The 26,076-nt window shown below is 71.4% G+C and carries 27 protein-coding genes; 11 read left to right on the top strand and 16 right to left on the bottom strand.

Annotated features, from left to right (window positions below; all coding sequences use genetic code 11):
- Positions 1 to 63 precede the first annotated feature (63 nt).
- The 8 genes from AB0M08_RS27235 to AB0M08_RS27200 form a co-directional block, all read right to left on the bottom strand.
- Positions 64 to 708: a response regulator transcription factor gene (locus AB0M08_RS27235; protein WP_364498824.1), complete on the bottom strand. Its 645-nt coding sequence runs from the start codon at positions 706 to 708 to the stop codon at positions 64 to 66.
- 28 nt (positions 709 to 736) lie between these two features.
- Complete coding sequence (locus AB0M08_RS27230) at positions 737 to 2,026, bottom strand: sensor histidine kinase (protein ID WP_364498821.1); 1,290 nt, start codon at positions 2,024 to 2,026, stop codon at positions 737 to 739.
- Between the two features lie 65 nt (positions 2,027 to 2,091).
- On the bottom strand, positions 2,092 to 4,353 hold the full coding sequence (locus AB0M08_RS27225) for a hypothetical protein (protein ID WP_364498818.1): 2,262 nt from the start codon (positions 4,351 to 4,353) through the stop codon (positions 2,092 to 2,094).
- Between the two features lie 14 nt (positions 4,354 to 4,367).
- Positions 4,368 to 5,558 carry an acyl-CoA reductase gene (locus tag AB0M08_RS27220; RefSeq protein ID WP_364498815.1) on the bottom strand — a complete coding sequence of 397 codons (1,191 nt, stop codon included), beginning with the start codon at positions 5,556 to 5,558 and terminating at the stop codon, positions 4,368 to 4,370.
- Positions 5,555 to 6,589 (bottom strand): acyl-protein synthetase, encoded by a 1,035-nt coding sequence (locus AB0M08_RS27215; protein WP_364498813.1) that lies wholly within the window; start codon positions 6,587 to 6,589, stop codon positions 5,555 to 5,557. The genes AB0M08_RS27220 and AB0M08_RS27215 overlap by 4 nt, the downstream gene beginning before the upstream one ends.
- Positions 6,586 to 7,809, bottom strand: a complete 1,224-nt coding sequence (locus tag AB0M08_RS27210) for an AMP-binding protein (protein WP_364498810.1) — start codon at positions 7,807 to 7,809, stop codon at positions 6,586 to 6,588. Before AB0M08_RS27210 ends, AB0M08_RS27215 begins: the two co-directional genes overlap by 4 nt.
- The gene (locus AB0M08_RS27205; protein WP_364498807.1) at positions 7,806 to 8,537 is read right to left on the bottom strand and encodes an SDR family oxidoreductase; all 732 of its coding nucleotides are present in this window, start codon (positions 8,535 to 8,537) and stop codon (positions 7,806 to 7,808) included. The genes AB0M08_RS27210 and AB0M08_RS27205 overlap by 4 nt, the downstream gene beginning before the upstream one ends.
- Positions 8,534 to 8,776: an acyl carrier protein gene (locus tag AB0M08_RS27200; protein WP_364498804.1), complete on the bottom strand. Its 243-nt coding sequence runs from the start codon at positions 8,774 to 8,776 to the stop codon at positions 8,534 to 8,536. Before AB0M08_RS27200 ends, AB0M08_RS27205 begins: the two co-directional genes overlap by 4 nt.
- Before the next feature lie 189 nt (positions 8,777 to 8,965).
- Here AB0M08_RS27200 and pseB point away from each other — a divergent pair, with 189 nt between their 5' ends.
- From pseB to AB0M08_RS27170, 6 genes are all read left to right on the top strand, one after another.
- Positions 8,966 to 9,946 (top strand): UDP-N-acetylglucosamine 4,6-dehydratase (inverting), encoded by a 981-nt coding sequence (pseB, locus tag AB0M08_RS27195; RefSeq protein WP_364498801.1) that lies wholly within the window; start codon positions 8,966 to 8,968, stop codon positions 9,944 to 9,946.
- Positions 9,946 to 11,070, top strand: coding sequence for an aminotransferase class V-fold PLP-dependent enzyme (locus AB0M08_RS27190; protein ID WP_364498798.1), 1,125 nt, complete (start codon positions 9,946 to 9,948; stop codon positions 11,068 to 11,070). Before pseB ends, AB0M08_RS27190 begins: the two co-directional genes overlap by 1 nt.
- A 2-nt stretch (positions 11,071 to 11,072) precedes the next feature.
- Positions 11,073 to 11,975 (top strand): hypothetical protein, encoded by a 903-nt coding sequence (locus tag AB0M08_RS27185; protein ID WP_364498795.1) that lies wholly within the window; start codon positions 11,073 to 11,075, stop codon positions 11,973 to 11,975.
- Complete coding sequence (locus AB0M08_RS27180) at positions 11,972 to 13,501, top strand: hypothetical protein (RefSeq protein ID WP_364498792.1); 1,530 nt, start codon at positions 11,972 to 11,974, stop codon at positions 13,499 to 13,501. Before AB0M08_RS27185 ends, AB0M08_RS27180 begins: the two co-directional genes overlap by 4 nt.
- Positions 13,498 to 14,223, top strand: a complete 726-nt coding sequence (locus AB0M08_RS27175; protein ID WP_364498789.1) for a glycosyltransferase family protein — start codon at positions 13,498 to 13,500, stop codon at positions 14,221 to 14,223. The genes AB0M08_RS27180 and AB0M08_RS27175 overlap by 4 nt, the downstream gene beginning before the upstream one ends.
- Positions 14,224 to 14,308: 85 nt before the next feature.
- Entirely contained in the window at positions 14,309 to 15,334 is a 1,026-nt protein-coding gene (locus AB0M08_RS27170; RefSeq protein WP_364498786.1) for a spore coat protein, read from the top strand.
- Here AB0M08_RS27170 and AB0M08_RS27165 read toward each other — a convergent pair.
- The 3 genes from AB0M08_RS27165 to AB0M08_RS27155 are packed head-to-tail and all read right to left on the bottom strand — an operon-like array spanning position 15,312 to position 17,176.
- On the bottom strand, positions 15,312 to 16,325 hold the full coding sequence (locus tag AB0M08_RS27165) for an NADPH:quinone reductase (protein WP_364498783.1): 1,014 nt from the start codon (positions 16,323 to 16,325) through the stop codon (positions 15,312 to 15,314). The genes AB0M08_RS27170 and AB0M08_RS27165 overlap by 23 nt on opposite strands.
- A 51-nt stretch (positions 16,326 to 16,376) precedes the next feature.
- On the bottom strand, positions 16,377 to 16,916 hold the full coding sequence (locus AB0M08_RS27160; RefSeq protein ID WP_364498781.1) for a GNAT family N-acetyltransferase: 540 nt from the start codon (positions 16,914 to 16,916) through the stop codon (positions 16,377 to 16,379).
- The gene (locus tag AB0M08_RS27155) at positions 16,913 to 17,176 is read right to left on the bottom strand and encodes a helix-turn-helix domain-containing protein (protein ID WP_364498778.1); all 264 of its coding nucleotides are present in this window, start codon (positions 17,174 to 17,176) and stop codon (positions 16,913 to 16,915) included. The genes AB0M08_RS27160 and AB0M08_RS27155 overlap by 4 nt, the downstream gene beginning before the upstream one ends.
- A gap of 193 nt (positions 17,177 to 17,369) precedes the next feature.
- On the opposite strand from AB0M08_RS27155, the gene AB0M08_RS27150 reads away from it, so the two are divergent.
- A complete protein-coding gene (locus AB0M08_RS27150) occupies positions 17,370 to 17,864 on the top strand; it encodes a response regulator (protein ID WP_364498776.1) in 495 nt (164 codons plus the stop codon).
- A 10-nt stretch (positions 17,865 to 17,874) separates the two neighbouring features.
- Complete coding sequence (locus tag AB0M08_RS27145) at positions 17,875 to 19,317, top strand: DHA2 family efflux MFS transporter permease subunit (protein ID WP_364498774.1); 1,443 nt, start codon at positions 17,875 to 17,877, stop codon at positions 19,315 to 19,317.
- Here the strand turns inward: AB0M08_RS27145 and AB0M08_RS27140 are convergent.
- From AB0M08_RS27140 to AB0M08_RS27130, 3 genes are all read right to left on the bottom strand, one after another.
- Positions 19,304 to 20,026: a zf-HC2 domain-containing protein gene (locus tag AB0M08_RS27140; RefSeq protein WP_364498771.1), complete on the bottom strand. Its 723-nt coding sequence runs from the start codon at positions 20,024 to 20,026 to the stop codon at positions 19,304 to 19,306. The two genes, AB0M08_RS27145 and AB0M08_RS27140, sit on opposite strands and share 14 nt — an antisense overlap.
- Positions 20,027 to 20,063: 37 nt before the next feature.
- Positions 20,064 to 20,585 (bottom strand): sigma-70 family RNA polymerase sigma factor, encoded by a 522-nt coding sequence (locus AB0M08_RS27135; protein WP_364498769.1) that lies wholly within the window; start codon positions 20,583 to 20,585, stop codon positions 20,064 to 20,066.
- A gap of 143 nt (positions 20,586 to 20,728) precedes the next feature.
- Entirely contained in the window at positions 20,729 to 21,808 is a 1,080-nt protein-coding gene (locus tag AB0M08_RS27130; RefSeq protein WP_364498766.1) for a neprosin family prolyl endopeptidase, read from the bottom strand.
- Between the two features lie 391 nt (positions 21,809 to 22,199).
- Between AB0M08_RS27130 and AB0M08_RS27125 the strand changes: the two genes are divergently transcribed.
- Together AB0M08_RS27125 and AB0M08_RS27120 are read left to right on the top strand one after the other, a co-directional pair.
- A complete protein-coding gene (locus AB0M08_RS27125; protein ID WP_364498763.1) occupies positions 22,200 to 22,661 on the top strand; it encodes a cysteine dioxygenase family protein in 462 nt (153 codons plus the stop codon).
- Entirely contained in the window at positions 22,658 to 23,068 is a 411-nt protein-coding gene (locus AB0M08_RS27120; RefSeq protein WP_364498761.1) for a rhodanese-like domain-containing protein, read from the top strand. Before AB0M08_RS27125 ends, AB0M08_RS27120 begins: the two co-directional genes overlap by 4 nt.
- 47 nt (positions 23,069 to 23,115) lie before the next feature.
- Here the strand turns inward: AB0M08_RS27120 and AB0M08_RS27115 are convergent, their stop codons facing one another.
- Entirely contained in the window at positions 23,116 to 24,768 is a 1,653-nt protein-coding gene (locus AB0M08_RS27115; RefSeq protein WP_364498759.1) for an MFS transporter, read from the bottom strand.
- Positions 24,769 to 24,823: 55 nt separating this feature from the next.
- Here AB0M08_RS27115 and AB0M08_RS27110 point away from each other — a divergent pair, with 55 nt between their 5' ends.
- On the top strand, positions 24,824 to 25,537 hold the full coding sequence (locus AB0M08_RS27110; protein WP_364498757.1) for a TetR/AcrR family transcriptional regulator: 714 nt from the start codon (positions 24,824 to 24,826) through the stop codon (positions 25,535 to 25,537).
- Here AB0M08_RS27110 and AB0M08_RS27105 read toward each other — a convergent pair.
- Positions 25,525 to 26,076, bottom strand: coding sequence for a hypothetical protein (locus AB0M08_RS27105; protein WP_364498755.1), 552 nt, complete (start codon positions 26,074 to 26,076; stop codon positions 25,525 to 25,527). The genes AB0M08_RS27110 and AB0M08_RS27105 overlap by 13 nt on opposite strands.

The raw sequence follows: 26,076 nt of genomic DNA, 5'->3' as shown, positions 1-26,076 counted from the left end.
ACGCTATGGATCCGGGAGATCGTCATCGATCCGGCAAGCACCCCTATCGGGGTAGGGCTAGCCCTACGTCTGCAGGTAGGCCAGCACTGCCAGCACCCTCCGGTGCTGCTCCTCGTCCTGGTGCAGGCCGAGCTTGGTGAAGATGTTCCGGACGTGCTTCTCGACCGCGCCCTCGGTGACCACCATCTTGCGGGCGACCGCGGTGTTCGACAGTCCCTCGGCCATCAGGCCCAGCACCTCACGCTCGCGCGGGGTCAGGCTGCGCAGCGGGTCGTCCCGGCGACGCCGGACCAGCAGCTGGCCGACCACCTCGGGGTCCAGCACGGTGCCGCCCTCGGCGACCCGGCGGAGCGCGTCCAGGAAGTCGGCGACCAGGGCGACCCGGTCCTTGAGCAGATAGCCGACCGCCCCACGGCGGTCGGCTAGAAGATCGTCGGCGTACGAGACCTCGACGTACTGGGAGAGCACCAGGATCGGGCTGCCGGGGACCCGGGAGCGTGCCTCGACCGCGGCGCGGAGGCCCTCGTCGGTGTGCGAGGGCGGCATGCGTACGTCCACGATGGAGACGTCCGGCTCGTGCGCGGTCACCGCCTCGACGAGAGACGGCCCGTCGCCGACGGCCGCCACCACCGTGTGACCGTTCTCCTCGACGAGCCGGACCAGTCCCTCGCGCAACAGCACGGCGTCATCGGCAATCACCACCCGCATGCCGCCATGCTGTCAGATCGACGGAGGTTCAGAGGGGCAGCACCGCCGTGAGGCGGGTTCCCTCACCATCGGGGCTGGTCACGTCGAGGACTCCCCCGGCCGCGCGGACCCGGTCGTCGAGGCCGGCCAGGCCGTGCCCCTTGGCCAGGCTCGCCCCGCCCACGCCGTCGTCCTCGACCGTCACCAGCAGCCCGGTCGCGTTGCGCTCGACGGTGACCCGCACCTCGTTGGCGTGGCTGTGCTTGGCGACGTTGGTCAGCGACTCGGCCACCACGAAGTACGCCGCCGACTCGACCTCCGGGGCCAGCCGCCCGACCAGCGGTGCCTCCAGGTCGACCGGGATCGTGCACCGGCCGGCCAGCGCGGTCAGCGCCGCCTGGAGCCCCCGGTCGACCAGGATCGGCGGGGCGATCCCCCGGGACAGCGCGCGCAGTTCGTCCAGCGTCTCCCGGGTCTGGGCGATCGCCTCGGCCACCGTGGCGCGGGCCGCCTCCGGGTCCTTGGCGAACTGCTGCTCGGCGCGGCCCAGGTCCATCGCGAGCCGGACCAGGCGCTGCTGCGGGCCGTCGTGGATGTCGCGCTCCAGCTTGCGCAGCGCGGTCGCCTCGGCCGAGACGGCGGCCGCCTTCTGCAGCTGCGCGGTGTCCCGGGCGGCGTTCGCCTCGGCCACCTGCCGGCGCAGGTCGTCGACCCCGCTGAGCAGACCCTGGGCGAAGAGCGCTTCGAGCAGCGCCACGCCCCGCACCACCGGGTAGAGGGTGACCGCGAAGAGGACGCCGGTCGCCAGGTTGACGATCATCCGGGCGCCGGTGGTGTCGCCGAAGCCGAGCAGCTCGGACAGCCCGTGGTTCTCCGGGGTGTGCGGCAGCGCCCAGTCGTAGAGCGGGTACGTCAGACCGGTCAGCGTGCCCGCCCACCAGGTGACGACAAAGCAGAAGGCGATCGTGCTGGGGATGAAGCGGAAGAGGCCGTGCACCAGGTCGAGCCAGGACTGGCCGTCGATCAGCGGCGCGAGGATCCGGCGGAACCAGCCCTCGGCCTGGGAGCTGCGGTAGAGCGGGTGCGGGATCTTCCGGCGCAGCACCGCGCCGATCCGGAGCCGCTCCAGGTGAGCGAACCCGCGGGACATCGCGAGCGTGGCGACCAGCAGCGGCAGCCCGACCCAGACGACCACGGTGCCGAGACCGGCGGCGAACCCGGTGATGCAGAGCACCAGCGTGATCAGCCCCAGCGGGAAGCCGAGGAGTACGTACTGCGTGTCGATACCGAGTTGGCGCAGAAGGCTCCGGGCCGGTGCGCTGGGGGTCGCCGTCGTCATGCTCTCGACGCTAGGCACCGGAGCCCTCCCATCCGATCCTGCGGGCCACCCGATCGACGGTAGGGTTAACCCGACTCCCGGCTCAACTCATAGACGGTCACCGGTCCGCTCCGGTATCGGAGCCGGGCGACGGCGGCCAGCTTCGGAGAGACCGTACCCGCCCGGGCATCGGCGAAGAGCCACCGGACGTGATACCCGTCGCGCAACCGTGCCACGTCGGCCGGCGCGGCCTTCGTGAAGACCCGCTGATTGAGGTCGAAGACCGCCGGGTCCGGCGCGGGCTGGAAGAAGTACTTCAGACCACCGGTGCCGTTCGCGGCGACCGCCTGGTCGGTGTACGCCCAGCTCTCCACCAGGGTGCGCCGGCCGCCCAGCCCGGCGACCCAGAACGCGCGGGAGTTGCAGACCTTGATCGCGTTGCGCACGCAGTGCACGTTGGTCGCCACCACGTCGTCGCGGCCGGCGGTGTCGTCCAGCCAGAACGCCGCCCGCATCTCGGACGTGCTCACCGCGTACTCCTCCCGGACCACCCCGGCCGGTGGGCGCAGCACCCGGTCGGCGTTCCCGGCCACGGCGGTGGTGACCGAGGCGCCGACGGTGGCGGCGAGCAGCGCCACCGGGATCGCCCGCAGCCCACGGCGCCGCCACCCCAGCACCAGGATCAGGGCTCCGGCGAGCACGAGCGCACCGGCCCGGAGCACCGGTACGGCCAGCGACCACGCCCAGGCCTGAACCGTGGGTACGACCGGCTCGCCGACCTCGGGCAGGAACAGCGCGCAGAGCACTCCGGCCGCGCCGCCCACGATCGGCACCCGGCGGCCCCGGACCCGGCCGGCCAGCGACCACGCGGTCAGCACCCCGCCGAACGGGATGACGCCGGTGTAGAAGTAGAGCTGGCTCGCCGACGGGTGGAACAGCAGCCAGGTGGCGAGGAGCCCGGCCAGCAGCGTCCCGGCGATCAACGGCAGGGCGGGGTCCCGCGGCTCGCGCCGTCGCGGCGGGAGGACCAGGCCGAGCAACCGCGGCGCGTGCATCAGGACGGCCCAGACCACCAGTCCGGCCACGAAGAGCCGGCCCATCGCGGTCGTGGATCGCACCCCGTACGGGATCAGGCCGCCGGCGGTCACGCCGTCCCCGGAGCCGAGGGTCTGGATGTACGGCGGCAGCCAGCGCACCACCGCCAGCGCCTGTGGCTCCAGCACACTGGCACCGCCACCGGCGAAGGCCTTCACCCCGAACGCCATGCCGAGCAGCGCGACGCCGAGCAGGCCCGCCACCGCCCAGGGCGGTCGCCGCCGGACCAGTGCGACGAGCCCGGTCAGCCCGAGCCCGGCCGCGAGCGGCGGCAGCACGCTGGCCTTGGCCCCGGCGCAGGCGACCGCGAGGAACGGCAGGAACGCCCAGCCCCACCGCAGCGCCCCACCCCGCAGCCGGTCCACCGCGATCAGCGCGAAGAGGCCGATCAGCGGCTCGGCGAAGGTCTGCGAGGGGCTGAAGACACTGACCGGGGCGGCGTCGGAGAAGCCGCCCCACGTCGCGCCGAGCGTCAGCGCCTCGCCCACGAAGCCGACGGCGGCCGCGACCGGGCCGGCCCACCAGCGTCCGGAGACGGTACGCGCGAGCGCCGCGAACACCACCGCCCCCGACGTGGCGACCGGCAGTACCCAGAGCCGGAGCAGCACCGTGGTCGGCGCGATCCCGGTGACCATGCTCGCCGTCGCGATGTCCGCGTCCGAGAGGTAGTGGTACTTCAGCGTGTACCCGGCCAGCTGCGGCACCTGGAACGGCATCGAGCGGGTCATCTCGTGCACGAGCGCGAGGTGGTAGTAGAGGTCCGGGTAGTACTCGACCGTGGTCGGCGGCAGCGGGATCTGGAACATCATCGTGGCCCAGAGCACCAGCATCAGGGTGACCGCTGACATCGCCCAACTCCACCCGGCCGGCAGCGGCTCGCCCGGCCCGCGCCGCCAGTGGCGCCACAGCCTCGGCACGGCCACGAACGGCAGCACCACCAGCACCGGCCAGGCGATCAGGTACGCCTGGAGGCCGAACGCCGCGCCCAACGCCCAGCCGCCGAGCATCACCACCAGTCCGGTGGCCGTGCCCAGGCCGAGATCCTCGGGCAGGTTGCCCCGGCTCCCGAGGAGCGCGCGGAACACCAGGGTGCCGGGCAGCACCACGGCGGCCAGCAGGTACGCCGTGTAGAGCCCGACGTCGTGGCCGGGTGTGCCGCTGTCCAGCAGTGCCCAGAGGGCGGCCGCCACCGGGACGATCCAGGGCAGCCCGGCGCCGAGCACCCGAAGGCCCTCGCGCCGGGACGGTGCCACTGGCCGGCCTCCCGTCAGGTGTGCAGGGTGGTCAGCCTGGTGAACTCGCTGGGTAGGTCGTACCCGTCCCAGATCGCGCCGAAGGTCAGCGCGGACCCGAAGGGGACGATCCGGTCCACCCCGCGGCCGCCGAGAGCGTTCGCGAAGGCGCGCAGCTCCGACGGGGTGAACCCGAAGTGGCTCACGGTCTGGTCCTGCCGGTTCATCGCCGGTACCAGGTCGGTCAGCGAACCGACCTCGGCGAACGGGAACGCACCGGCCCCGATCCAGCGGCGCGGCGCCTCGCCCGCCCCGGTCAGGGTCATCGCGGTGATCCGGTTGTCCGGGAACTCGATCGAGCCGGCCGCGCCGCTCGCCGCGAGCCCGTACGCGTTCACCCGCTTCTCCACCGCCATCGCGGCGTCGACCACCCAGCCGCGCTTGTCGACCACCTCGAGCAGCAGGTCGAGGATCTCGGACTTGACGTCGGACGCGTCGCCGTCGCCGCCGACCAGGAAGACGGTCCGCGGCGAGGAGCAGGCCGCTTGGTCGAACCAGTACGCGTCGTTCGCGAACCCGGTCACCGCGGTCCGCCGCGCCGCCGGGTCGGCCGCGCGCCAGCCGGGCACCGAGAGGACCGCCCAGGACGTCCGGTCCGGGAAGGTCAGGTCGCGGGCCGAGGGGCGCAGCGGGTGCCGGCGGATCGCGTCCACCGCCGCGTCGCCGCCCCAGATCACCCGCAGGTCGCACCACCGGCTGAGCGCCGCGGTGACCGCGTCGTCCCGTCCGTAGGTGACCATCCGCTGGGTCCGGGCGATCACCGGGTCGGCCTCCACCTCGCCCAGCGCCTCGAAGATCACCTCGGCCGCGCCGGCCGACCGGGACGAGATCCGGACCACGTTGTGGTTGCCGGCCAGCGCGGAGAGCGCCCACGAGTAGACGAAGATGGTGTCCACGTTGGCCGGTGGCAGGTGGAAGACGTTGCCCCGCGGGAAGACGAGCGCGTCGCTCCGCTGCATCTTCTCCACGGCACGGTTCAGCTCGGCCGGGCGCAGGAAGTAGCCGAGCGAGCCCAGCTCCGGGTGCCGCCGGGCGAGTGCCGGGGCGAGCAGCCGACGGGCCAGCTTGGCGAGGAAGTCGACGACCCGCGGGTCACCGACGGCCAGCCGGTCCTCGGACGGCGCGGTCAGGTCGCCCTCGTCACCGAAACGGAACTGCATGCTCATGCCGCCTCCCGGTACGTGTCGGAGCAGCCCCGGGCCTCGGCGCGGGGAAGCCGGCCGAGCACGCTGAAGCGCTTGCCCGGCCAGGCTCCGTCGTCGATCCCGTCGAGCACGCCCAGGTCCTCGGTGAGCAGCACGTGTCCCGGGTACGACGTGGGCAGCGTGCTCACCACCTCGATCAGTCCCGGCTGCCCCGGCGGCAGCTCGGCCCAGGTCTCCGGATCGCGGATCACCACGTCCGCGAAGTCCGGGCAGTAGAGCGACCCGCCGTCCGGCCCCTCCAGGAAGATGGTGCCGATCTGCTCGACCATCCCGTAGTAGTTGTGCACCCGGGTCAGCCCGACCTCGGCGAGCCGCTCCCGGAAGACCACGGGCGAGACCGCCTGGTCGACCAGCTTCTTCCAGCCGCCGGAGTGGATCAGGATGCCGTTGCTCAGGTCCAGCCCGTTCGCCTTGGCGACCTCGTACAGATGAAGCCAGACCAGGAAGGTGAACCCGAAGATCAGGAAGGGCTGGTCGCCGTGCTTGTCGAGGAAGCCGCGCAGGGCCGCCAGGTCGACGTGGCCGTCCAGGTCGAGTGCCCAGACGTGATCGCGTCCGAAAGTGGACATACCGAGCACGCCGGCGCCGCGGGCGCTGAACGACTTCCGGTCCTTCAGCATCGCCCTGGTGTCGACCAGGATCATCGGCAGGCGCTTCGGCCCGAGCACGGTCTGCACGGTGGCCGCGAGACGCCGCTGCTGCTCGGCCGCGGCCGCCTTGTCCAGGTAGATCTTGCTGACGTCGCCGGTGGTGCCGCTGGACGTGAGGGTCTTGAACACCTCGTCGTCCGGGATGCTCTTGAGCTCCAGCGTCTTGAAGAGCCGCACCGGCAGCCACGGCAATTCCGAAATGTCGGAAGCTTTGGCATAGCCCTGGGCAGAAAGAATGCGGTCATAGGGCGCGCACCGCGAGCGGTGATGCTCGGTGAGGGAAGCGAGCTCAGGAAGCAACGCTGCTTCTTTGTCCGATTGCGACAGGGTGAAGACACTCACAGCGACGCCTCCAGGGCGCGGTAGTCGGTCTTGCCGTTGGGCAGCAGCGGCAGCGCCTCGATGACCCGCACGTCGATACCGGTGAAGTGGCTGCCCAGCCACTCGGCGATCTTCGTACGCAGGGCCCGGGCCTCGTCGTCGCTGACGCCCTCGGCGAAGACGTGCAGCCGGTCGTCGCCGGCCACCGCGGTCACCGGGAAGTTCCGTTCCACGTCGTCCAGGTTGATCCGGACACCGAAGACCTTGCCCATCCGCTTGAGCCGCCCGGTGAGGAAGAGGAAGCCCTCCTCGTCGAGCCGGCCCAGGTCACCGGTGCGCAGCACGCCGTTCAGCTCGTCGCCGGCGGCCAGGTCGGCGCCGGTCTCGGCGTACCCCATCATCACGTTCGGGCCGCGGTAGACGACCTCGTCGTCCTCGATCGCGAACGATCCGCCGGGCATCGGGAGTCCCGCCGAGCCGAGCTTCTCCGCGATCCGCTCCGGGGGCAGCGTCGCCATCCGCGGTGCGGCCTCGGTCTGTCCGTACATCACGAACATCCGCCCGCCTGCGGCGGCCATCTTCCCGGCGAACTCGGTGACCAGCTGGGTGCGGAGTCTTCCGCCCGCTTGCGTGATCGTACGCAGCGACGGGTACTTCGCCGGATCGAACCGGAGTCGTCGCAGCATCTCGTACTGGTACGGGACGAACGCCATCGAGGTGACCCGGTGCTCGTTCACCGCCGTCCAGAAGTCCCGCTGCATGATCCCGGTGCGCTCCAGCACCACCGTGGCGCCCCGCAGCAGGTGCGAGTGGAGCACCGACATCCCGTACGAGTAGAAGAGCGGCAGCGTGGTGATCGCGACGTCGGCGCCGGTGATCCCGAGGCTCTCGGCCACCTGCTCGGCGTTGGCCAGCACCGCGCCCCGGGAGAGCCGGACCAGCTTGGGGTTGCCGGTCGAGCCGCTGGTGGTCAGCAGCAGGGCGAGGTCCGGGTGCACCCGGTCGGTGGCGTACCGCTCGATCAGGTCGCCGTGGTCGGCGTCCGGGTCGAGCAGCACCACCGGTTTGTCCAGGCGCAGCGCGGCGAGGTAGCGCGCCACCGCGGCGATCGTGGACGACATCGGCAGGAAGACCAGCGTCTCGCCGGCCAGCTCGGCCTCGGCCGCCGTGATCAGTTCGGGCGTGAGCTCCGCACCGGTCTCGGCATCGATGACGCGGGCGTCCGGGTGGAGCAGGTTCACAGCTTCAGTCCCCCGTCGACACCGACGATCTGGCCGGTCACGAACCGGGCCTGGGTGGAGAGCAGGAAGGCGATCACGTCGGCCACCTCCTCGGCGGTGCCGAGCCGGCCCAGCGCGGTGTCCGCGATCCGTTCGGCCCGCCCGTTCTCGTCGAGGGTGTCCAGCATGTCGGTGGCGATGAAGCCGGGCGCGACCGCGTTGACCCGGATGCCACGCGGCCCGAGCTCCTTGGCTGCCGACCGGGTGAGACCCACCACGGCGGCCTTGGAGGCGGCGTAGACGGCCTGGCCGGCGACACCGTGCGTACCGGTGATCGAGGCGGTCAGCACCACGGCCGGGTTCTCGCCCCGGGCCAGCAGGCGGACCGCGTTCTGCAGGGTGTGCGCGGCGCCGGCCGCGTTCACCGCGAAGAGCCGCTCGATGGTCGCGTCCGGGGTCATGCCGAGCACACCGGCAGCGTGCGTGCCGGCGTTCACCACCAGGGCGTCCAGCCGTTTGAAGGTCTCGAAGGCGAGCCGGACCAGGTCCTTGGCGGTCTGCGGATCGGCGATGTCACCGCAACGGTGGACGGCCGTGACACCGAACTTCCCGGTCAGTGCGGCGGCCACCTCGGCGACACCGGCCTCGCCGTGCCCGTGGAGGACCAGGTCGTAGCCCTGCTCGGCCAGACGGTGCGCCGTGGCGCGGCCGATGCCCCGGGACGCCCCGGTCACCAGGGCAATGCTCACTTGACGTCCACCCCGTATTTACCGAGGATTCGCATTGCCTCTGCAAAGCTGGACATATTAATGACATCGTCAGTGTCGATCATAACCGAGAATTCATCTTCGATCGTCGCCACGAGTGACATGTGGGCCAGGGAATCCCACTTCTCGAAGTCCTGGTAGCGCAGATCATCAACGGGCGCGTCGGCCGGAAGATCAAGAGCCGTGCGGAACGCGTCACGCAGTCTCTGCAGCTCAGTCACGGTGTTACTCCAAGGGGCGTTGAATGAAGGAAACCACCATCCCGCAGTCGGGCGGTCGCAGGGGCCAATGCTAGCTGAACTGAAAATGAACGACCCCTGGCGTTTTCTCACGACTGGAGGAATTGCCTGCCCAGGTGGTTATGCTTCCGGCCCGTAGCGGTCTTCCGCCTTTCCCCCGGAGAAAATCACGTGTCTGAGATCAGCGGATCCTCGATCCTTGTCACCGGCTCCACCGGCTCGTTCGGCAAGGCCTTCCTCAAGTACGCGCTCACCCGCCTGGACCCGCAGCGCATCGTCGTCTTCTCGCGGGACGAGCTGAAGCAGTACGAGGTCCGGCAGATGTTCGGCGACGACCCCCGGCTGCGCTTCTTCATCGGTGACATCCGCGACGAGAAGCGACTCGCCCGGGCGATGCACGGGATCGACTACGTGGTGCACGCCGCCGCGCTCAAGCAGGTCGACACCGCCGAGTACAACCCCTCGGAGTTCGTCGCCACCAACATCAACGGCACCCAGAACGTGATCGACGCCGCGATCAACGCCTCGGTGAAGAAGGTCGTCGCCCTCTCCACCGACAAGGCCTCCAGCCCGATCAACCTGTACGGCGCCACCAAGCTGGCCGCCGACAAGATCGTGATCGCCGGCAACCACTACGCCGCGACCCACCCGACCCGCCTCGCCGTGGTCCGCTACGGCAACGTGATGGGCAGCCGCGGCTCGGTCGTCCCGTTCTTCCGCAAGCTGGCCGCCGAGGGCCGCAGCCTGCCGATCACCGACAAGCGGATGACCCGCTTCTGGATCACGCTCGACCAGGCGGTCCAGTTCGTCGTGGACTCGTTCGACGTGATGCAGGGCGGCGAGCTCTACGTGCCGCGGATCCCGAGCATGCGCATCCTCGACCTGGTCGAGGCGGTCGCGCCGGAGGCCGCCACCCACGAGATCGGCATGCGCCCCGGCGAGAAGCTGCACGAGGAGATGATCGCGGCCGACGACAGCCGTCGCACGCTGCGCTTCAAGGACCGCTACGTGGTCCAGCCGGTGGTCGCGAGCTGGGGCTACCAGACGCCCGAGGGCGGCGAGGAAGTGCCGGACGGCTTCAACTACCGCTCCGACAACAACGACCTCTGGCTGTCCGTCGAGGACATGCGCGACCTGCTCGCGGAGGGCTGATGCTGCCGTACGGACGCCAGAACATCGACCCGACGGACGTCGAGGCGGTCGTCGAGGCGCTGGGCAGCGACTGGCTCACCACCGGTCCCCGGGTCACCGCCTTCGAGGCGGACCTGGAACGGGCCGCCGGGGCTCCGTGCGTCGCGGTCACCAACGGGACCACGGCGCTGCACACGGCGTACGCGGCCGCCGGCGTCACCACCGGCGATGAGGTGATCACGACGCCGATGACGTTCGTGGCCACCGCGTCCAGCGCCGCGCTGCTCGGCGCGACCGTGGTCTTCGCGGACGTCGAGGAGGACACCGCCAACCTGGACCCGGCTGCCGCCGAGGCCCTGGTGACCTCGCGTACCCGGGTCGTCGCCGCGGTGGACTACGCGGGCGTGCCGGCCGACTACGACCGGCTGCGCAAGGTCACCGAGAGCGCGGAGGCGTACCTGCTGGCCGACGCGGCACACGCGATCGGCTCGACCTACCGGGGGCGCCCGGTCGGCTCGATCGCGGACCTCACCACGTTCTCGTTCTTCCCGACGAAGAACCTGACCACCGGCGAGGGCGGCGCGGTCGCCTCGATCCGCCCCGAGCTGCTGGAGCGGGCCCGTACGTTCAAGGGCGTCGGCATGGTCAAGACGCCGGAGCGGATGCGGCGCACCGACGAGGGCCGCTGGTTCTACGAGGTGCCGGAGTTCGGCCTGAACTACCGCCTGCCGGACGTGCTCTGCGCGCTGGGCAGCTCGCAGCTGCGCCGGCTCGCCGCGTTCAAGGCACGGCGGCAGTACCTGACCGCCCGCTACGACGAGTTGCTGGCCGGGGTGCCGGGGCTGCGCCTGCCGGCCGGCCGGGACGACGTGGACCCGATGCGCCACCTCTATCCGGTACGGATTCAGGACGGCCGTCGCCGGGAAGTGTATGACCGGATGCACGCGGCCGGAATCGGCGTCCAGGTGAACTACATTCCGGTCTACTGGCACCCGGTCTTCGAGGATCTCGGATACCGGCGTGGCATGTGCCCGGTCGCCGAGGCGTTCTACGCCGAGGAGCTGTCGCTCCCGCTCTTCGTGGACCTGAGCGACGACGACCAGGACCGCGTGGTCGAGGTATTGCGTCGCATCCTGGAGAGCTGACGATGCACCACACCAACCACTGGTACGGCCACGCACACGTGCTGGCCGAATACTGCGGACTCGACGACACCGCGAATCCCCCACGGATCGACGGCGTCCTGCAGCACGGCTGGAACGTCGGCAGTGGTCTGGGCCCGCGCACCCGGCGCGCGCCCGGCAAGACGGTCTACGTCTGGTCCGAACAGGTCCGGCGGCGAGCCTGGTCGATGGGCCTGCGCGAGACCATCGTGGTCGGATCGCCGTTCCTCTACCTCCTCGCGACCCAGGCCCGGGACGGCGTTCACCCGGACGACGGACCACCGCGCGAGGGAACTCTCTGGTACCCGTTCCACGGCTGGGAGAAGCAGAGCGTCGAGGGCGACCACGAGCGGCTGATCGAGGAGATCCTCGCGACCGAGCCGGGCCCGGTGACCTTCTGCCTCTACTGGCACGAGTACGGCAACCCGGTGATCCGGGCCGCGTACGAGCGGGCCGGCCGGGTGATCTGCAACGGGTACCGGGGCAACCTGCGCGAGCAGACCGAGCAGAAGTTCCTGCACAACCAGCTCGCCGAGCTGCGCAGGCATCGGCGGGTCGCGTCCAACCGGCTCAGTAGCGCGGTCATGTACGGCACCGCCGCGGGTTGCACGCCGGCGGTCTACGGCGACCCGATGTACCTCGCGGAGGAGGACGTCGCCACCGCGCAGCGGATCCGTCGCCGCTGGCCCGAGTTGCACGGCGCCGACGTGGACCTGGCGGCGGCCCGCCGTACGGCACTGGACGAGCTCGGCGACGGGTACCTCGCATCCCCGGCCGAGCTCCGCACGTTGCTCGGCTGGGACGACGTGGCGGCGATCGCCCCGACGGCACGAACCGAGATGACACCGGCCGAGATGGCACCGGCCCGCGTGGCGGTCGCCGCATGATCAGACTGATTGGCGGTGAGATGCCCGACTTCACCGAGGTCCGGCCGGCCGCCGGCGGTGCCCTCTACCGGTACGTGACCGGCCTGGTCCCGGCCGGCTCCCGGGTGCTCGTGGCGGGCCCGCACGACGGCGCGCTGATCGGCGCGCTCGCCGGCACCACCACGGTGACCTGTCTGATCCGCTCCGAGCTCGCCGCCGCCGAGCTCTCCCGGCACGGCGCCACCGTGCTCTGCGGGACGCTCGCCAAGCTCACCGACGCCGCGACGTACGACGTGGTGATCGCGCTGGACGGCACCGGACGGCTCTGCTCGGTGGAGGGCCCGCAGCTGGAGTGGGCCGAGGCGGTCCGGGCACTGACCCGCGTCCTGCGCCCCGGCGGCACCCTGCTGCTCGCCGTGGAGAACCAGCTCGGCGTGCACCACCTGGTCGAGACCGGCACCCCGACCGGGGCGGAACAGGACGACGAGTGGGGCCCGCTGGGCGAGTTCGACAGCACGCCGGGGCACCCGGACCGGCTGGCCCTGGCGCTGACCGCCGAGGGGCTCTCGGTCAGCGGGCTCGCCGGGGCGTGGCCGTCGCTGGAGCAGCCCAGTCTGGTGATCGCACGCGAGGTCCTGCAGGACGGGCCGGTGCCCGCGCTCGCGGCGATCACCGCACGGACCGTCGCCACGGCGTACGAGAAGAAGCCCGTGCTGAGTGACCCGCGCCGGCTGGCCTCCGCCGCCGTGCGCCGCGGTCTCGGCACCGAGCTGGCGCCGGCCTGGCTGGTCGTCGCCGAACGTCTCCCCCGTGAGGGGGGTGGTCTGCGGCTGCCGTCCGTACTGATCAGCCCCGGACACGACACCGGACACGAGGCCGTGCTCGAGATCGCCGAGGAACCGGGCGGCGGCTGGGGGCGGCGGGTGCTCCGCGCGGCCGACGGCGTCGACCCGGCCGTCTGGAACGGGCCGTTGCCCACCGGGCGCCTGCTGGAGGAGCTGCTGCTCGACGCCTGCCTCCGGCACGACCTGCCGCGGCTGCGCCGGCTGCTGAGCGGCTGGGCGACCGCGCTGCCCGGCGTCACCGCGGACAACGTGCTGGTGGAGGGCGACCGGTACGCCCGGCTCGACCCCACCGCGCCGGACCGCCCCGACGCGCTGGCCCGCTTCGTCGCGGTGCTGCTCGGCGGCGGGTACGCACACCCCTGGCCGACCGTCACCGACCCCGCCCGGATCACCGGGATCCTGGCCTCGGCCGCCGGGATCGGCTCCGCGCGCCTCCCCGCGCCCGACCTGATCCCCGCCGCGCACGCCCGCCGGGAGCAGGAGGAGCTGGTGCGCACCCTGCAACGGCAGCTGGCCGGCGCGGAGGAACGCAACCGCTGGTACGAGCGGGAGATCCGCCGCCGCGAGGTGGAGCTCGGCAAGGCCCGGGTCCAGATCGAGACGTTCAGCGGCTCCCTCTCCTACCGCCTCTCGCGGCTCGCCATCCGCGCCGTCCGCAAGATTCGCAAGACTCTCTCGAAGATCCGCAAAGGACAGTCATGACCACCCTCGGCATCATTCAGGCCCGGATGGGCTCCACCCGGCTCCCCGGCAAGGTCCTCCGCCGCCTGGGCGGGCGCACCGTCCTGGACCGCGTGGTCCGGGCCGCCCGGGAGAGCGGCATCCTCGACGAGCTGGTCGTCGCGACCACCGTCGAGCCGGCCGACGACGCGATCGAGGCGGAGTGCGCGGCGATCGGGGTGCCCTGCTACCGCGGGCCGGTCGACGACGTGCTGACCCGGTTCCTCGGCGTGCTCGACCGGCACGAGGCGGACACCGTGCTCCGGTTCACCGCCGACTGCCCGCTGCTCGACCCGCGGCTGGTCGCCCGGGCGTACCGGGTCTTCGAGGCGGCCGGCGTGGACTACCTGACCACCTCGATCACGCGTACGCTCCCCCGCGGGCTGGACGTCGAGGTGGTCCGGGCCAAGGTGCTCCGGGCCATCGACGGGTCCGCGATCAAGCACCACCGGACGCACGTGACGTCGTACGTCTACACCCACCCGACCGAGTTCGACGTGATCGGGCTGACCGTGCAGCCGGACCTCTCGCACCTGCGCCTCACCCTGGACACCGAGGACGACTGGCGCCTGATCGAGGCCGTGGTCGGCCACGTCGGCGACGCCCCGGTCTCGGTCCAGAGCATCGCCGCCTGGCTCGCCGACCACCCGGAGCTGGCCGCCGTGAACTCGCACGTCGAGCAGAAGGAACTCTCCCAGGCATGACCGACTGCACCGAGCGGCACTCCCCGGCGCCTGCCCACGGCGCCGCACGCGAGGGCCAGGAGGGCATGCCGAAGGCGGGCACAGCATGACCGTCGTCGGGATTCGGTGTGACGCCGGGCCCAAGACCGGTGTGGGACATCTGGTGCGGTGTACGGCCCTCGCCGAGGAGCTCACCGCGCGCGACGTGGACGTGCACTTCCTCGCCGACCTGGGCGGGGTGGCGTGGGCCGAGTCGCAGCTGGAGCAGCGCGGCCTCCCCTGGCACCCGGCTCCGTACGACGAGGTCGGCCTGGTCGCGGCCGTCCGCCGGCTCGGGCTGGACGCGCTGGTGGTGGACTCGTACACGCTGCCGCCGCAGCACACCCGGGCGGTCCGGCGCACCGGGCTGCCGATCCTGGCCATCGTGGACGGTGAGCCACGCGGGCAGAGCGCGGACATCTACGTCGACCAGAACCTCGACGCGGTCCTCGAGGTCGGCGAGGTACGGCTGGCCGGGCTGAAGTACTCCCTGCTGCGCTCGGCGGTCCGTGAGCTGCGGCCGGAGAGTGCCCCGGTGCACGCGGGTGGGCGTACCCCCAAGGTGGTGGCCTTCTTCGGCGGAACCGACGCCTACCGCGCGGCGCCGCAGGTGGCACGGCTGCTCACCCGGGCCGGCGTGCCCTTCGACGCCACGGTGATCGCCGCCGACGAGAGCCTGCGCGACGAGTTGCTCGCCGTGGCGACCGGCCCCGGCCAGCGATTCGAGATCATCCCGCCGACCGATCACCTGCCCAAGCTGCTCGCCGGCGCCGACCTGGTGGTCAGCGCCAGCGGCACCTCGACGTGGGAGCTCCTCTGCCTGGGCCGGGCCGCCGCGCTCGTCTGGGTGGTCGACAACCAGATCCTCGGGTACGACCGGACCATCGCCCGCGGGTACGCCGCCGGTCTGGGCCGGCTGGGCGACTTCGACGCCGACGCGTCCGGCGTCCTGAAACGCCTGCTCACCGACCCGGCGTCCCGCACCGAGCTGGCCGCCCGGGGCTGGGCCGCGGTGGACGGCCGTGGTGTCGAACGGGTGGCCGACGCCCTGCTGGCCAGGGCCCGGACCGCTACGGCGCGGTCACCTCGATGACGACCTTGCCCACGGCGTGGTTCTCGACCGCGTCGTGGGCGTCGGCGATCCGTTCCAGCGGGAACCGCAGCAGCGGCAGCCCGTGCCGCTCGCCCACCCCGAAGGCGCCCGCGTTGACCGCCTCGGCGACCGCCTCGACCGCCTTCTCTTTCTCCTCCGGCGCCGTGGTGAAGGTCAGCACGAAGTCCAGGCTGACGTTCTTCAGCAGCGCCTTCACGCTCGGCATCACGAAGTCGCCGACCGCGTAGACCGCGATGTTCCCGCCCGGCGCGATCACGTCCAGGTCCAGGTCGAGGTTCCCGGAGTCCACCTCGACGATGAGCTGCGGCCCGGTCTCGCTGACCTCCCGGATCCGCGCCGCGACGTCCTCCTCGCGGTAGTCGATCACCCTGTCCGCACCCGCCGCGGACGCCAGCTCCGCCTTCTCCTTACTGCTCACCGTGGTCAGCACGGTCGCACCGGCCCACTTGGCGAGCTGGATCGCCGCGTTGCCGACCGCCCCCGCACCGCCGGCGACCAGCACCGTCCGCCCCTCCAGCGCACCCGGCTCCAGCCGGTCCGGCCCGTCGCTCGCCACGGTCAGGCAGCGGTGTGCGGTCAGCGCCGGAACGCCCAGCGCGCTGCCCACCTCGATCGGGATGTCGTCGTTCATCCGGACCACCTGGCGGCGCGGCAGCACCAGGTACTCCTGCCCGGTGCCGTTCTCCCGCCCGTAGCCCGCGTCCCACACCCAGACCCGGTCACCCGGCTCCAGGTCACCGACGCCCACGCCCAGCGCGTCGACGATCCCGGTCCCGTCCTGGTTCGGCACCCGTGGCGGCGCGACCCCGTCCGGCACGCCCCTACCCCCGCGCGTCCCGGTGTCCGTCGGGTTCACCGCCGAGTACACGATCCGGACCCGCACCTCCCCCGCCCCGGCCACCGGCAGGTCTCGTTCGACGATGTGGAGGTTGGAAGCGGGACCCGGCTCGTTGAAAACGGCAGCACGCATCCCCTCACCTTAGGGCGCGTCTCGGCATCCGATCGAGCGCGCGACGTCCCGTCAGAGGTCGCGGCGCATGGCGATCCGGGGCCAGCGGTCGAGCCCGTGGGCCGCCTCCTCGGCGCGGATCTCGCGCAGCCCCGGGGTCAGTTCGTACTCCGCGAGAGGCCGGAAGCCCAGGCGCTCGTAGTAGGGCGCGTTCCACGCCACGTCCACGAACGTGGTCAGGGTCAGTGCGTCCGCCCCGCGCTCCCGCGCCCATCCCGCGACGTGCTCGATCAGCCCGGCGCCGAGCCGCCGCCCCGCATGGTCCGGGTGCGTGGAGACCTGCTCGACATGTGCCGGCCCGTCCACCCACTTCACTATCACGTACGCCACGGCCCGATCCGCCTCGTCGACCGCGACCCAGGCCCGCCCATCCTCGATGTAGCCGAGCAGTTCCGCTGCGGTGAACGGTTCGTCCCGCGCCACCGCATCCATACCCACGTCGGCGAAGATCCGCCCGGCCGCGACTTCGATCCCCCGCAGCCATGCGACGTCCGTTTCCCGCGCCGCCCGGATCATCCGTTCTCCAGCGCTCTCCGGCAGAGCTCGACTCATCGAGAGCCCTCGAAGCGCTTCGAGTACTCGTCGAGGTCCGGTTCACGCGGCGGCTCCGGGCCCACGTCGACCAGGAGGCCCAGCGCCGCGGTCACCTTCAGGACCAGGTCGATCTCGGCGGTGGGCTTGCCGCCCTCGAAGGCGGAGAGCCAGCGTCGGCTGACACCCGCGCGGGCCGCCAATGCCTCCTGACTCAATCCCGCGGCGCGACGTCGCTCCCGCACATAGGTTCCGAAGTCGCGAGCATGAGAGATTCGCACCCCTATCCCCTTCTGCGCACGTACATGCACATCCCACCGCGTGAGCACGTACGCGAACATCACTCTGCGTGATCACGCACGTGCACATCATGCTGTTTGAGCACGTACGCGCACAAGCCGTTTAACCGCTCAGCGGGAGCCGGGAGGTTGCCGAACAGGAGAAGGCATTCACCGCCCGCCCCTGGAGGTCCGCGTGACCACCGTGCTCATCGCCGACGACGAGGTCGACCACCGCGAACTGCTCACGCTCGCGCTGCGCCGGGCCGGGTACGAGGTCGTGTCCGTGGCCAACGCGGCGGCGGCCGTCGACGCGCTCGGCCGGGGCGGGATCGACGCCGCGCTGATCGACGTGCGGATGCCCGGGCGGTCCGGGATCGAGCTCTGCCGGGACATCCGGGGCAATCCCGCGACCGAGAGCCTGCCGATCATGGTGATCAGCGCGGACGTGCACCGGAACCAGATCATGGCGGCGCTGCACGCGGGGGCCGACGACTACCTGACCAAGCCGTTCGGCCGGGAGGACCTGGCGCAGCGGCTGGCGCACCTGCTGCGCCGGCCCGGCTCGGAGGCGCTCCGGTCGGCCGCCTCCTCACGGGCCGCACTGCTCGCCGCCCGGCACGCCGCGTCACCGGCCACCGCGACGCGGGCCAAGCCCTGGGGGGAGGTCCGGATCCGCCGTACGGCGTAGGGTCATCGACATGCTTCGGTACGGCACCGCGGCCGGGCGCTGGGTGCTGCTCGCCACCGTGCTCGGCTCCAGCCTGGCGTTCATCGACTCCACTGTGGTCAACCTGGCCCTGCCCACCCTCGGCCACGAGCTGCGCGCGGACGCCGCCGGTCTCCAGTGGACGGTCAACGGCTACGCGCTCTCCCTCGCCTCGCTGATCCTGGTCGGCGGTTCACTCGGCGACCGGTTCGGCCGGAAGAGAGTCTTCCTGACCGGGGTGGCCTGGTTCGCCGTCGCCTCGCTGCTCTGCGGCGCCGCGACGAGCATCGGGATGCTGATCGCCGCCCGGGTGCTGCAGGGCGTCGGCGGCGCGCTGCTCACCCCCGGCGCCCTCGCCATCCTGGAGGCCTCGTTCGCGACCGAGGACCGGTCCCGGGCGATCGGCGCCTGGTCCGGTCTCGCCGGTGTCGGCGGGGCGCTCGGCCCGTTCCTCGGCGGCTGGCTGCTGGAGATCGGCAGTTGGCGCTCGATCTTCCTGATCAACGTGCCGGTCGCGGCGCTGGTGATCGCGATCGCCGCGCGGCACATGCCGGAGTCCCGCGATCCGGCCGCCGCGCGCCGGTTCGACGTCGCGGGCGTGCTCACCGGCGCCGCCGGGCTGGGCGGTCTGACGTACGGCTTCACCGCCTGGCCCGCGCACGGCGTCGCGCATGCCGCGGTGCTGGTCCCGCTCGCGATCGGCGCGGCCGGCCTGGTCGCCTTCGTCGCGACCGAGCTTCGCTCACCGCATCCCATGGTGCCACCGCGCCTGTTCCGCAGCCGCTCCTTCACCGGCGCCAACCTCGTGACCTTCTTCGCGTACGCCGCCAACGGCGGCGTGTTCTTCCTGGTCGTCGTCGCTCTGCAGGTGGTGGCGGGCTACCCGGCACTGGTCAGCGGCGTGGCCATGCTCCCGGTGACGGTGATCCTGCTGCTGCTCTCGGCCCGATCCGGCGCGCTCGCCCAGCGGATCGGCCCGCGCCTCCCGATGACCGCGGGCCCGCTGGTCTGCGCCGCCGCGCTGCTGTTGATGTCGACGATCGGCCCGCACGCGTCGTATCCGGCCCGGGTGCTCCCCGCGGTGGTGCTCTTCGGCCTGGGCCTGGCGCTGCTGGTCGCCCCGCTGACCGCGACCGCCCTGGGCTCGGTGGACGACGCGCACGCGGGCGTCGCCTCCGGGGTGAACAACGCGGTCGCCCGGGCCGCCGGGCTGCTCTCGGTCGCGGTACTACCGCTCGCCGCCGGTCTGGGTGACGGCTCGCTGACCGATCCGGCGCAGCTCCACCCCGTCTTCCGCAACGCCATGCTGCTCTGCGCCGCCCTGATGACCGCCGCCGGCACCACCGCGTTTCTCACCGTACGCCCGCAGCGGGCCGGCGAGCCCGACAGCAGCTCACCGACCCGTCCGGGGACACGCCGGTTCACGTCACGGTAGCCGTACCCAGGACCTTCCCGTCGGCGTCCGTGATCACGATGGCGTCGACGTCGTCCGCCTTGACCGAGCTGGCGCCGATCACCTTGGCGTCGCCGTCCGGGGTCTCGCCCCAGGCCGCGGCCTGCTCCATCGTGCCGTCGGAGCTGCGGACCATGCAGAGGAAGGGCGCCTTCCCCTCCATCCGGCTGACGTTCAGCGCGATCGAGACGCCCCAGGTCTTCGCGGTGATCGCCGCCGAGCCGCTGAGCGCGCTACCGGTCGCCGGCTCGAAGTTCGCCGTGACCAGGCCGGCGCTCGGCAGGACCGTGGGGGTCTGCGGCGCACCCGTGTTGGTGACGATGCTGAAGCCCACGGCGGCGGCCGCGATCAGCACCACCGCGGCGGCGGCCAGCCAGCGCACCCGGCTCACCCGGGTCTCCCGTGTCTTCTCCGCCCGCATCCGGCCGAGCAGGCTCTCGATGCTCGCCTGGCTGGGCCGTGCGGTCGGCGCGACCGCGAGGGGTGGCATGCCGGGACCGCCCATGCTCCGGGCGTTCGGCATGTGCTGCAGCATCTCCGGGACCGGGGCGAGCCGGTCGAGCTCGGCCCGGCAGTCGGCACAGTCGTGCAGGTGCTCGTCGAGCCGTTCGGTGTCCGTCTCGTCCAGGCCGCCGAGGAGGTAGCCGCCCAGAAGCCGGTGCAGGCTGTCGTGTTCGTCGAGATCGCTCATGACGGCCCTCCCACCCCTGCTATGCGGGTTATGGAGATCATCGCAGCATCCCCATCTCCTCGAAGACTGTACGGAGAGCACGCACCGCGTAGTAGGCGCGTGACTTCACCGTCCCCTCGGGCACCGAGAGCCGCCGTGCCGCGTCGGCAACGCTCTGCCCCTCGTAGTACATCGCCTTGATCACCGCCCGGTGCTCCGGCGAGAGCCGCTCCATGGCCTCCGCCACCAGCCATCCCTCGACCATCTGATCCACGTTGTCCGCCGACGGCACCGAATTGACCGCCGTCTCGTCGGAGACCAGCCGTGGGCGGCGCTGTTCCGCCCGCCACGCGTTGGTCACCACGTTACGAGCGATGGTGAGCAGGTACGACCGCGTTCGACCGGGTTCCGGGTCGAGGTGGTCGATGTGCTTCCACGCGCGTAACAGCGTCTCCTGGACGAGGTCCTCGGCCTTGTGCCGGTCGGAGACGTATCTCGAGACGAAGTTGATGAGAACGGAGTAGTGCTCCGTATAGAGCGCGGTCATCAGTTGCTCGTCGGGGCTCACCCGTCGCTTCATCGGCGCCAGCTCCCCTCGGGTCCCGCCCTGGCCACCCGGATGTACATCGTGGCACGACATCCGGTTCACCGCCGCACCGATGAATCAAAAACATCGATGCCCGGCCCCTGATGGGGGACCGGGCATCGCGGAGAGGGTACGGATCAGCAGGCGCCGGGGCCGCCGTAGCGATAGGTACGGGTACTCAGCGACACGGGCGTGTAGTACTCGCTGGTGGTCCGGACCGCGATGTCGACGGTCGGGCCGTTCAGGTACGTCACGCTGCCGACCTTGGCGGACGAGGTGTCTTCGCCGGACAGACCGTTGCCCATCTGCGTGCACGGGGTGGCCGAGGAGGCCGCGACCTCGCCGAAGACCTGCACGATGCCGGACTTCTGGAAGGTGATGCCCTCCCAGAGGCTGTCCGGGAAGTAGCCGACCCACTCGGAGTCGTACGCGATCCACCAGGCGCCGTTGAAGTACTGGATGCCGAACCGCTTGGCGGTGTCCTGGGTCAGCGTGTCACCGGGCTTGATGGTCGAGCTGTACTGCACGAAGCCGCAGCCGTTGTAGCAGGTCGACTCCTTGTTGACCCAGTGGTAGACGAACAGGTGCGGATCGTCGTCACCGTTCACCACCCGGTCGACGGTCCAGCCGACCTCGACGATCTGGGCGCTGTCCGCGGACTGCACGGCCACCTCGGCGAGCGAGTGGTAGTCGGCCTTGTCCAGCGTCGGCTTGCCGATCGTCAGGTTCGCGTACGCCGCCTCGCTCTCGGCGACCTGCATGCCCACGTTGTAGAAGAAGTTCACCGTGGTGGTGTCCGACGTGGACGCCGACGAGGAGGTGGCGACCGGCTCCGGCGGGACGGCCGAGTCCGCGGCCGTGGCCGGCGGGACGACCGTGGTCTTCTCCGACTTGAGGAACGAGGTCTTCGACGTACGGCCCTTCGGCGCGTACTCGTCGCCGCCCTCGGTGCCGCCCACGCCCGGCGCCGCGGCGCTGAGCCCGGAGGACTTGAGCGACTTGCTGGTCGCCCCGTCGCGTCCGCGTTTGACACTGACCGGCGCCTCGCCCCACGGGAGGTTCGCCGGCGGTTTGAGGGCGGACTTGGTGGACGGCTTCGCGGATGCGGCGCCCGGGATCTGGTCCGCGCCGGCGTTGAGCGTGGACGCGATGCCGATCGCACCCACCACGGCGACGGCTAGGCCGGCGGCGAGCAGGCCGCGGCGTGACTTGAACACGTGTCCGTCCTCAGTTGATCAGGCTGCTGATGATCAGGAAGGGTGGTGGCTGCGGCCGGACTCCGGGCAGCGCAGCTCACCATATAGCCTTCTCGATTGCACAAGAACTGCTCGAACGGCGATTCCGCCGTTACGGCGGGAGCAGTCGGCCGATCCGGTGAGCCCTCGGCCACTTTGCTCAACGCTGCGTGTCGGCACAACTGCGGATAGAAATGTTTCGCGCTCGCCCTCGAAAGAGGCAAAGGCGATTAAGCCTCTTTCCCGATCCGACCCGCCGACACGACGCCGACTTTCCGGTTCCCGGGACGCGAAGCCCGGTCGTGTGATAAAACCTATCCAGCCTATAGGTTATATATGCCTGAGCCGTTCGAGGCCGCCCCGAGGAGCCGTCATGTCCGTTCCCGATCACCTCGCCATCGCCAAGAGCTTCGCCGCCGCGCCCGAACGGTGGCCGGTGACGCCCCGCTTCGACCCGGTCGAGCGGTGGTACCACCACCTGGCGGTCGCGGACGACTACGAGGTCTGGGTGCTCACCTGGCTGCCCGGACAGCAGACCGAGATCCACGACCACGGCGGCTCGGCCGGCGCGTTCCACGTCTTCAGCGGCACGCTCAACGAGGACACCATCGCCACCGGCGGGCCCGGCGGACCCCGGGTCACCTCCCGCGACCTGGGCGAGGGCGCCGGGCGGCGGTTCGGCGCGCACCACATCCACCGGATCGTGAACCGCGGCACCGACCCGGCGATCAGCATCCACGTCTACGGCCCCGCGCTGACCCGGATGACCAAGTACCGCCTCGCCCCCGAGGGCCTCGAGGTGCTGACCGTCGAACGGGCGGGAGCCGAGTGGTGATCCGCACGCCACCGAGGAGCATCGACGAGATCCTGGCCGACGCCCGGAGCCGGCTCGATCGCCTCGGACCGGCCGAGACCGAGGCGCTGCTGCGCGCCGAGGCGGACGCCGTCCTGATCGACATCCGCCCGGCCGCCCAGCGGGCCGAGCACGGCGAGATCCCCGGTGCCGTGATCATCGAGCGCAACGTGCTGGAGTGGCGGCTCGACCCGCGGAGCGACGCCCGCCTGCCCTGGGCCGGCCGCTACGACCTCCCGGTGGTGATCACCTGCCAGGAGGGGTACACCAGCAGCCTCGCCGCGGCGGCCTGCCAGGACCTCGGCCTGCACCGCGCGACGGATCTGGCCGGCGGGTTCGCCGCGTGGAAGGCCGCCGGGCTGCCGACGACGGGCCCGATCACCGGCTGACCCCGCCGGGCGGTCAGTGCCCGCCCCTCTGGGCGGCGGGGCGATGGTCAGTGCCCGTCACCCTCCGGGCGGCCCTGGCGGGGCAGCAGGAAGCTGAGCCCGAACGCCGCCACGAGCAACAGCAGCGAGACTCCGGCGGTACGGACCGTGGTGTCCTCGAATCCCCGGCGGATCTGCTCTCCGGCGTACGCCGAGAGAAGCGAAGCGGAACCGGAACGCTCACAGCTCGCCGGTGTGACATCGGGATTCTCCTGGGCGACGCGATCGGTGAGGCAGCGGCGCACCCCGGCCACGATCGCCGGCGCAGCGTCGGCGGGAACGCCGGCGGTGGTCAGCACCGCGCGCAGCTCACCCGCCGAGGCGTCCACGTGATCGCCCACCGCGCCCGGCAGCAGCGCGAAGAAGATCGTGCCCAGCACCGCGATGCCGAACGCACCGCCGAGCTGCTGCACCGAGGTCAGCGCGCCGGAGGCCGAGCCGCTCTCCTCGTCGTCGACGCCGGCCAGCACGATGCCGAAGAACGGCGCCATGGCCAGCCCCATCCCGACGCCGAGCAGCAGCAGCGCCGGAATCAGGTGCCACGGCGTGATGTCCGCGCCGGTGAGCCTGACGATGCCGGCGAAGGTCACCATCCCGGCGATCATCCCGACCGTGCCGATCTGGATCAGCCGGCGGCCGAGCCGCTCGGCGAGACCGGAGCCCGCCGCCACGAAGCCGGCGATCATCCCGAGCGCCTGCGGCAGCGTACTGAGGCCCGCCTTGAGCGGCGTGTAGCCGAGCCCGATCTGCAGGTAGAACGTGAAGACCAGTCCGGTGCCGATCAGCGAGGCGAAGAACATCAGGCCGAGCACCAGGCCGCCGGTGAACGACCGCTTGCGGAACAGGCTCGGGGTGACCAAGGGGTCCAGCCCGCGCCGGTCGCGCCGTGACTCGTAGACGCCGAAGAGCCCGAACGCGACCACGCCGAGCGCCAGCATCGCGAAGGTCCAGACCGGCCAGTCCAGCTCACGGCCCTGCACCAGCGGGTAGAGCAGCAGGAACGCGCCGCCCGCGGCGAGGATCACGCCGAAGCCGTCCAGCCGGGGCGCCCGCTCCAGCCGGGACTCCGGCAGGTAGCGGAGCGCGCCGAGGACCGCGAAGACGCCGAGCGGCAGGTTGATGAAGAAGATCATGCGCCACCCGGCGCCGAGGTAGTCCGCGTCGACCAGCCAGCCGGCCAGGATCGGGCCGCCCACCGAAGAGAGGCCCATCACCGGTCCGAACGCGCCGAACGCCTTGGCCCGCTCCGCCGGGGCGAACATCTCCCGGATCATGCCGAGGCCCTGCGGCAGCATCAGCGCACCGAACAGGCCCTGGACCGCCCGCGCGCCGATCAGGAAACCGGCCGCCGGTGCCAGGGCGCAGGCCAGCGAGGCGAGCGTGAAGCCGGCCGCGCCGACCAGGAACATCCGCCGCCGGCCGTAGATGTCGCCGAGGCGCCCACCGGTCAGCAGCCCGATCGCCATGGACAGGGTGTAGGCCGCGCCGAGCCACTGGATCAGCGAGTAGGACCCGCCCAGTTCCGCCCGGATCACCGGCCCGGCGATCGTGGTGACCAGCGCGTCGAGCAGGTCCATCACCTCGACCGCGAGGATCACGAACAGGGCCACCCATCGGTATCGGTAGGCCTGCTCACTCGTCTTTTGAACAGTGTTCGTCATCACGAACACTGTTCTAATAGCGAACAGTGTTCAGCGTCAACTAGATTTACGACTGATGGCTGAATTCCCCTGGCGCGCGGATCAGGCGCGGCGCGCCGCACGCGCGAGAGTGCAATTGACCCGCGACGAGATCGTCCGGACCGCCCTGCGGATCGTCCGGGAGGAGGGCGTCGAGGGCGTCAGCATGCGCCGCGTCGCGGCCGAGTTCCGGACCGGCCCGTCCAGCCTCTACGCCCACGTGGCGAACAAGGACGAGCTGCTCCGGCTGATGTTCGACGAGATCTGCGGCGAGATCCGGATCCCCACCGAGATCGACCCGGCCCGCTGGAAGGAGCAGGTCAAGGAGCTGGCCCGGGAGAGCCGTCGGGTGCTGCTGACCTACAACGACCTGGCCGGCACCGCGATGGCCGGCGTGCCGACCGGCCCCAACGCGCTGCGCAGCTCCGAGGCGATGCTCTCGATGATGATGGCCGGGGGTGTGCCGGTGGAGCAGGCCGCCTGGGCCCTCGACCGGATCTTCCTGTACCTCGCCGCCGACGCGATGGAGTTCGCCATGTGGAAGCGGTCGATCCGTGAATCCGGTGAGACGCCGGAGCACTTCATCCAGGGCGTCCGCGAGGATCTGGCGAGCTACTACGCCCAGCTGTCACCGGAGGATCTGCCGAACCTCCGGAAGAACGCCGAGGCCATGGTCTCCGGCGACAACGGGCTGCGCTTCGAGTTCGGCCTCGACCTGCTCGTCGACGGCCTCGACCGCTACTTGGGGTAGATCACTCCCGACCGGCCGCTGTAGAGGTGCCGGGTGCCGTCGAGCTCGTAGCCGGAGTGCAGGGCCTCCAGCCAGACGATGTAGGGCGCACCCGCCGTCAGGCCGGTGAGCGTGGCGCTGACCGTGCAGCCGGTGCCGGCCGCGACGGACTTCCAGGCCGGCTCGGGCTGGGCACCGGAGACGAGCTGCTGCGGCACGGCGGCCACCCGGTAGTCAGAGTCGTACTGCGTGGGCCACTCGACCTTGACCGATCCGGTGCCGACGGTGACCTTGAGCGCGATCATCACCGAGGTGTCCCGAGTGAAGACCTGGGTGCTGCAGGTCGGCGAGGCGCTCGGCAGCGAGGCGGAGACCGCCGCGGCAGGCAGGCCGCTGACCATCGACGGCGTCGGGCTGGGGGTGGCGCTGCCCTGCGCGATCACCGACCAGGTGGAGCCCGTGGTCGGCGAGGCGGTCGACGACGGTGTGCCGCTACCCGAGCTGCAGCCGCCGGCCACCAGCGAGAGTCCGAGCAGGGTGATCGCCGTCTTCGTCCGCAT

The sequence above is a fragment of the Actinoplanes sp. NPDC051851 genome, assembly GCF_040681165.1.
Classification (GTDB): Bacteria; Actinomycetota; Actinomycetes; order Mycobacteriales; family Micromonosporaceae; genus Actinoplanes.
Note: the sequence above shows the minus strand (reverse complement) of the source record. Positions and strands in the feature narration are given on the sequence as shown.

Excerpts from the sequence above, each read along its gene's own strand:
- AB0M08_RS27235 (WP_364498824.1), bottom strand. The coding sequence starts at position 708 with ATGCGGGTGGTGATTGCCGATGACGCCGTGCTGTTGCGCGAGGGACTG.
- AB0M08_RS27230 (WP_364498821.1), bottom strand. The coding sequence starts at position 2,026 with ATGACGACGGCGACCCCCAGCGCACCGGCCCGGAGCCTTCTGCGCCAA.
- AB0M08_RS27185 (WP_364498795.1), top strand. The coding sequence starts at position 11,073 with ATGCACCACACCAACCACTGGTACGGCCACGCACACGTGCTGGCCGAA.
- AB0M08_RS27170 (WP_364498786.1), top strand. The coding sequence starts at position 14,309 with ATGACCGTCGTCGGGATTCGGTGTGACGCCGGGCCCAAGACCGGTGTG.
- AB0M08_RS27140 (WP_364498771.1), bottom strand. The coding sequence starts at position 20,026 with ATGAGCGATCTCGACGAACACGACAGCCTGCACCGGCTTCTGGGCGGC.
- AB0M08_RS27180 (WP_364498792.1), top strand. The coding sequence starts at position 11,972 with ATGATCAGACTGATTGGCGGTGAGATGCCCGACTTCACCGAGGTCCGG.
- AB0M08_RS27190 (WP_364498798.1), top strand. The coding sequence starts at position 9,946 with ATGCTGCCGTACGGACGCCAGAACATCGACCCGACGGACGTCGAGGCG.
- AB0M08_RS27125 (WP_364498763.1), top strand. The coding sequence starts at position 22,200 with ATGTCCGTTCCCGATCACCTCGCCATCGCCAAGAGCTTCGCCGCCGCG.
- AB0M08_RS27135 (WP_364498769.1), bottom strand. The coding sequence starts at position 20,585 with ATGAAGCGACGGGTGAGCCCCGACGAGCAACTGATGACCGCGCTCTAT.
- AB0M08_RS27115 (WP_364498759.1), bottom strand. The coding sequence starts at position 24,768 with ATGACGAACACTGTTCAAAAGACGAGTGAGCAGGCCTACCGATACCGA.
- AB0M08_RS27165 (WP_364498783.1), bottom strand. The coding sequence starts at position 16,325 with ATGCGTGCTGCCGTTTTCAACGAGCCGGGTCCCGCTTCCAACCTCCAC.
- AB0M08_RS27175 (WP_364498789.1), top strand. The coding sequence starts at position 13,498 with ATGACCACCCTCGGCATCATTCAGGCCCGGATGGGCTCCACCCGGCTC.
- AB0M08_RS27105 (WP_364498755.1), bottom strand. The coding sequence starts at position 26,076 with ATGCGGACGAAGACGGCGATCACCCTGCTCGGACTCTCGCTGGTGGCC.
- AB0M08_RS27220 (WP_364498815.1), bottom strand. The coding sequence starts at position 5,558 with ATGAGCATGCAGTTCCGTTTCGGTGACGAGGGCGACCTGACCGCGCCG.
- AB0M08_RS27160 (WP_364498781.1), bottom strand. The coding sequence starts at position 16,916 with ATGAGTCGAGCTCTGCCGGAGAGCGCTGGAGAACGGATGATCCGGGCG.
- AB0M08_RS27110 (WP_364498757.1), top strand. The coding sequence starts at position 24,824 with ATGGCTGAATTCCCCTGGCGCGCGGATCAGGCGCGGCGCGCCGCACGC.
- AB0M08_RS27145 (WP_364498774.1), top strand. The coding sequence starts at position 17,875 with ATGCTTCGGTACGGCACCGCGGCCGGGCGCTGGGTGCTGCTCGCCACC.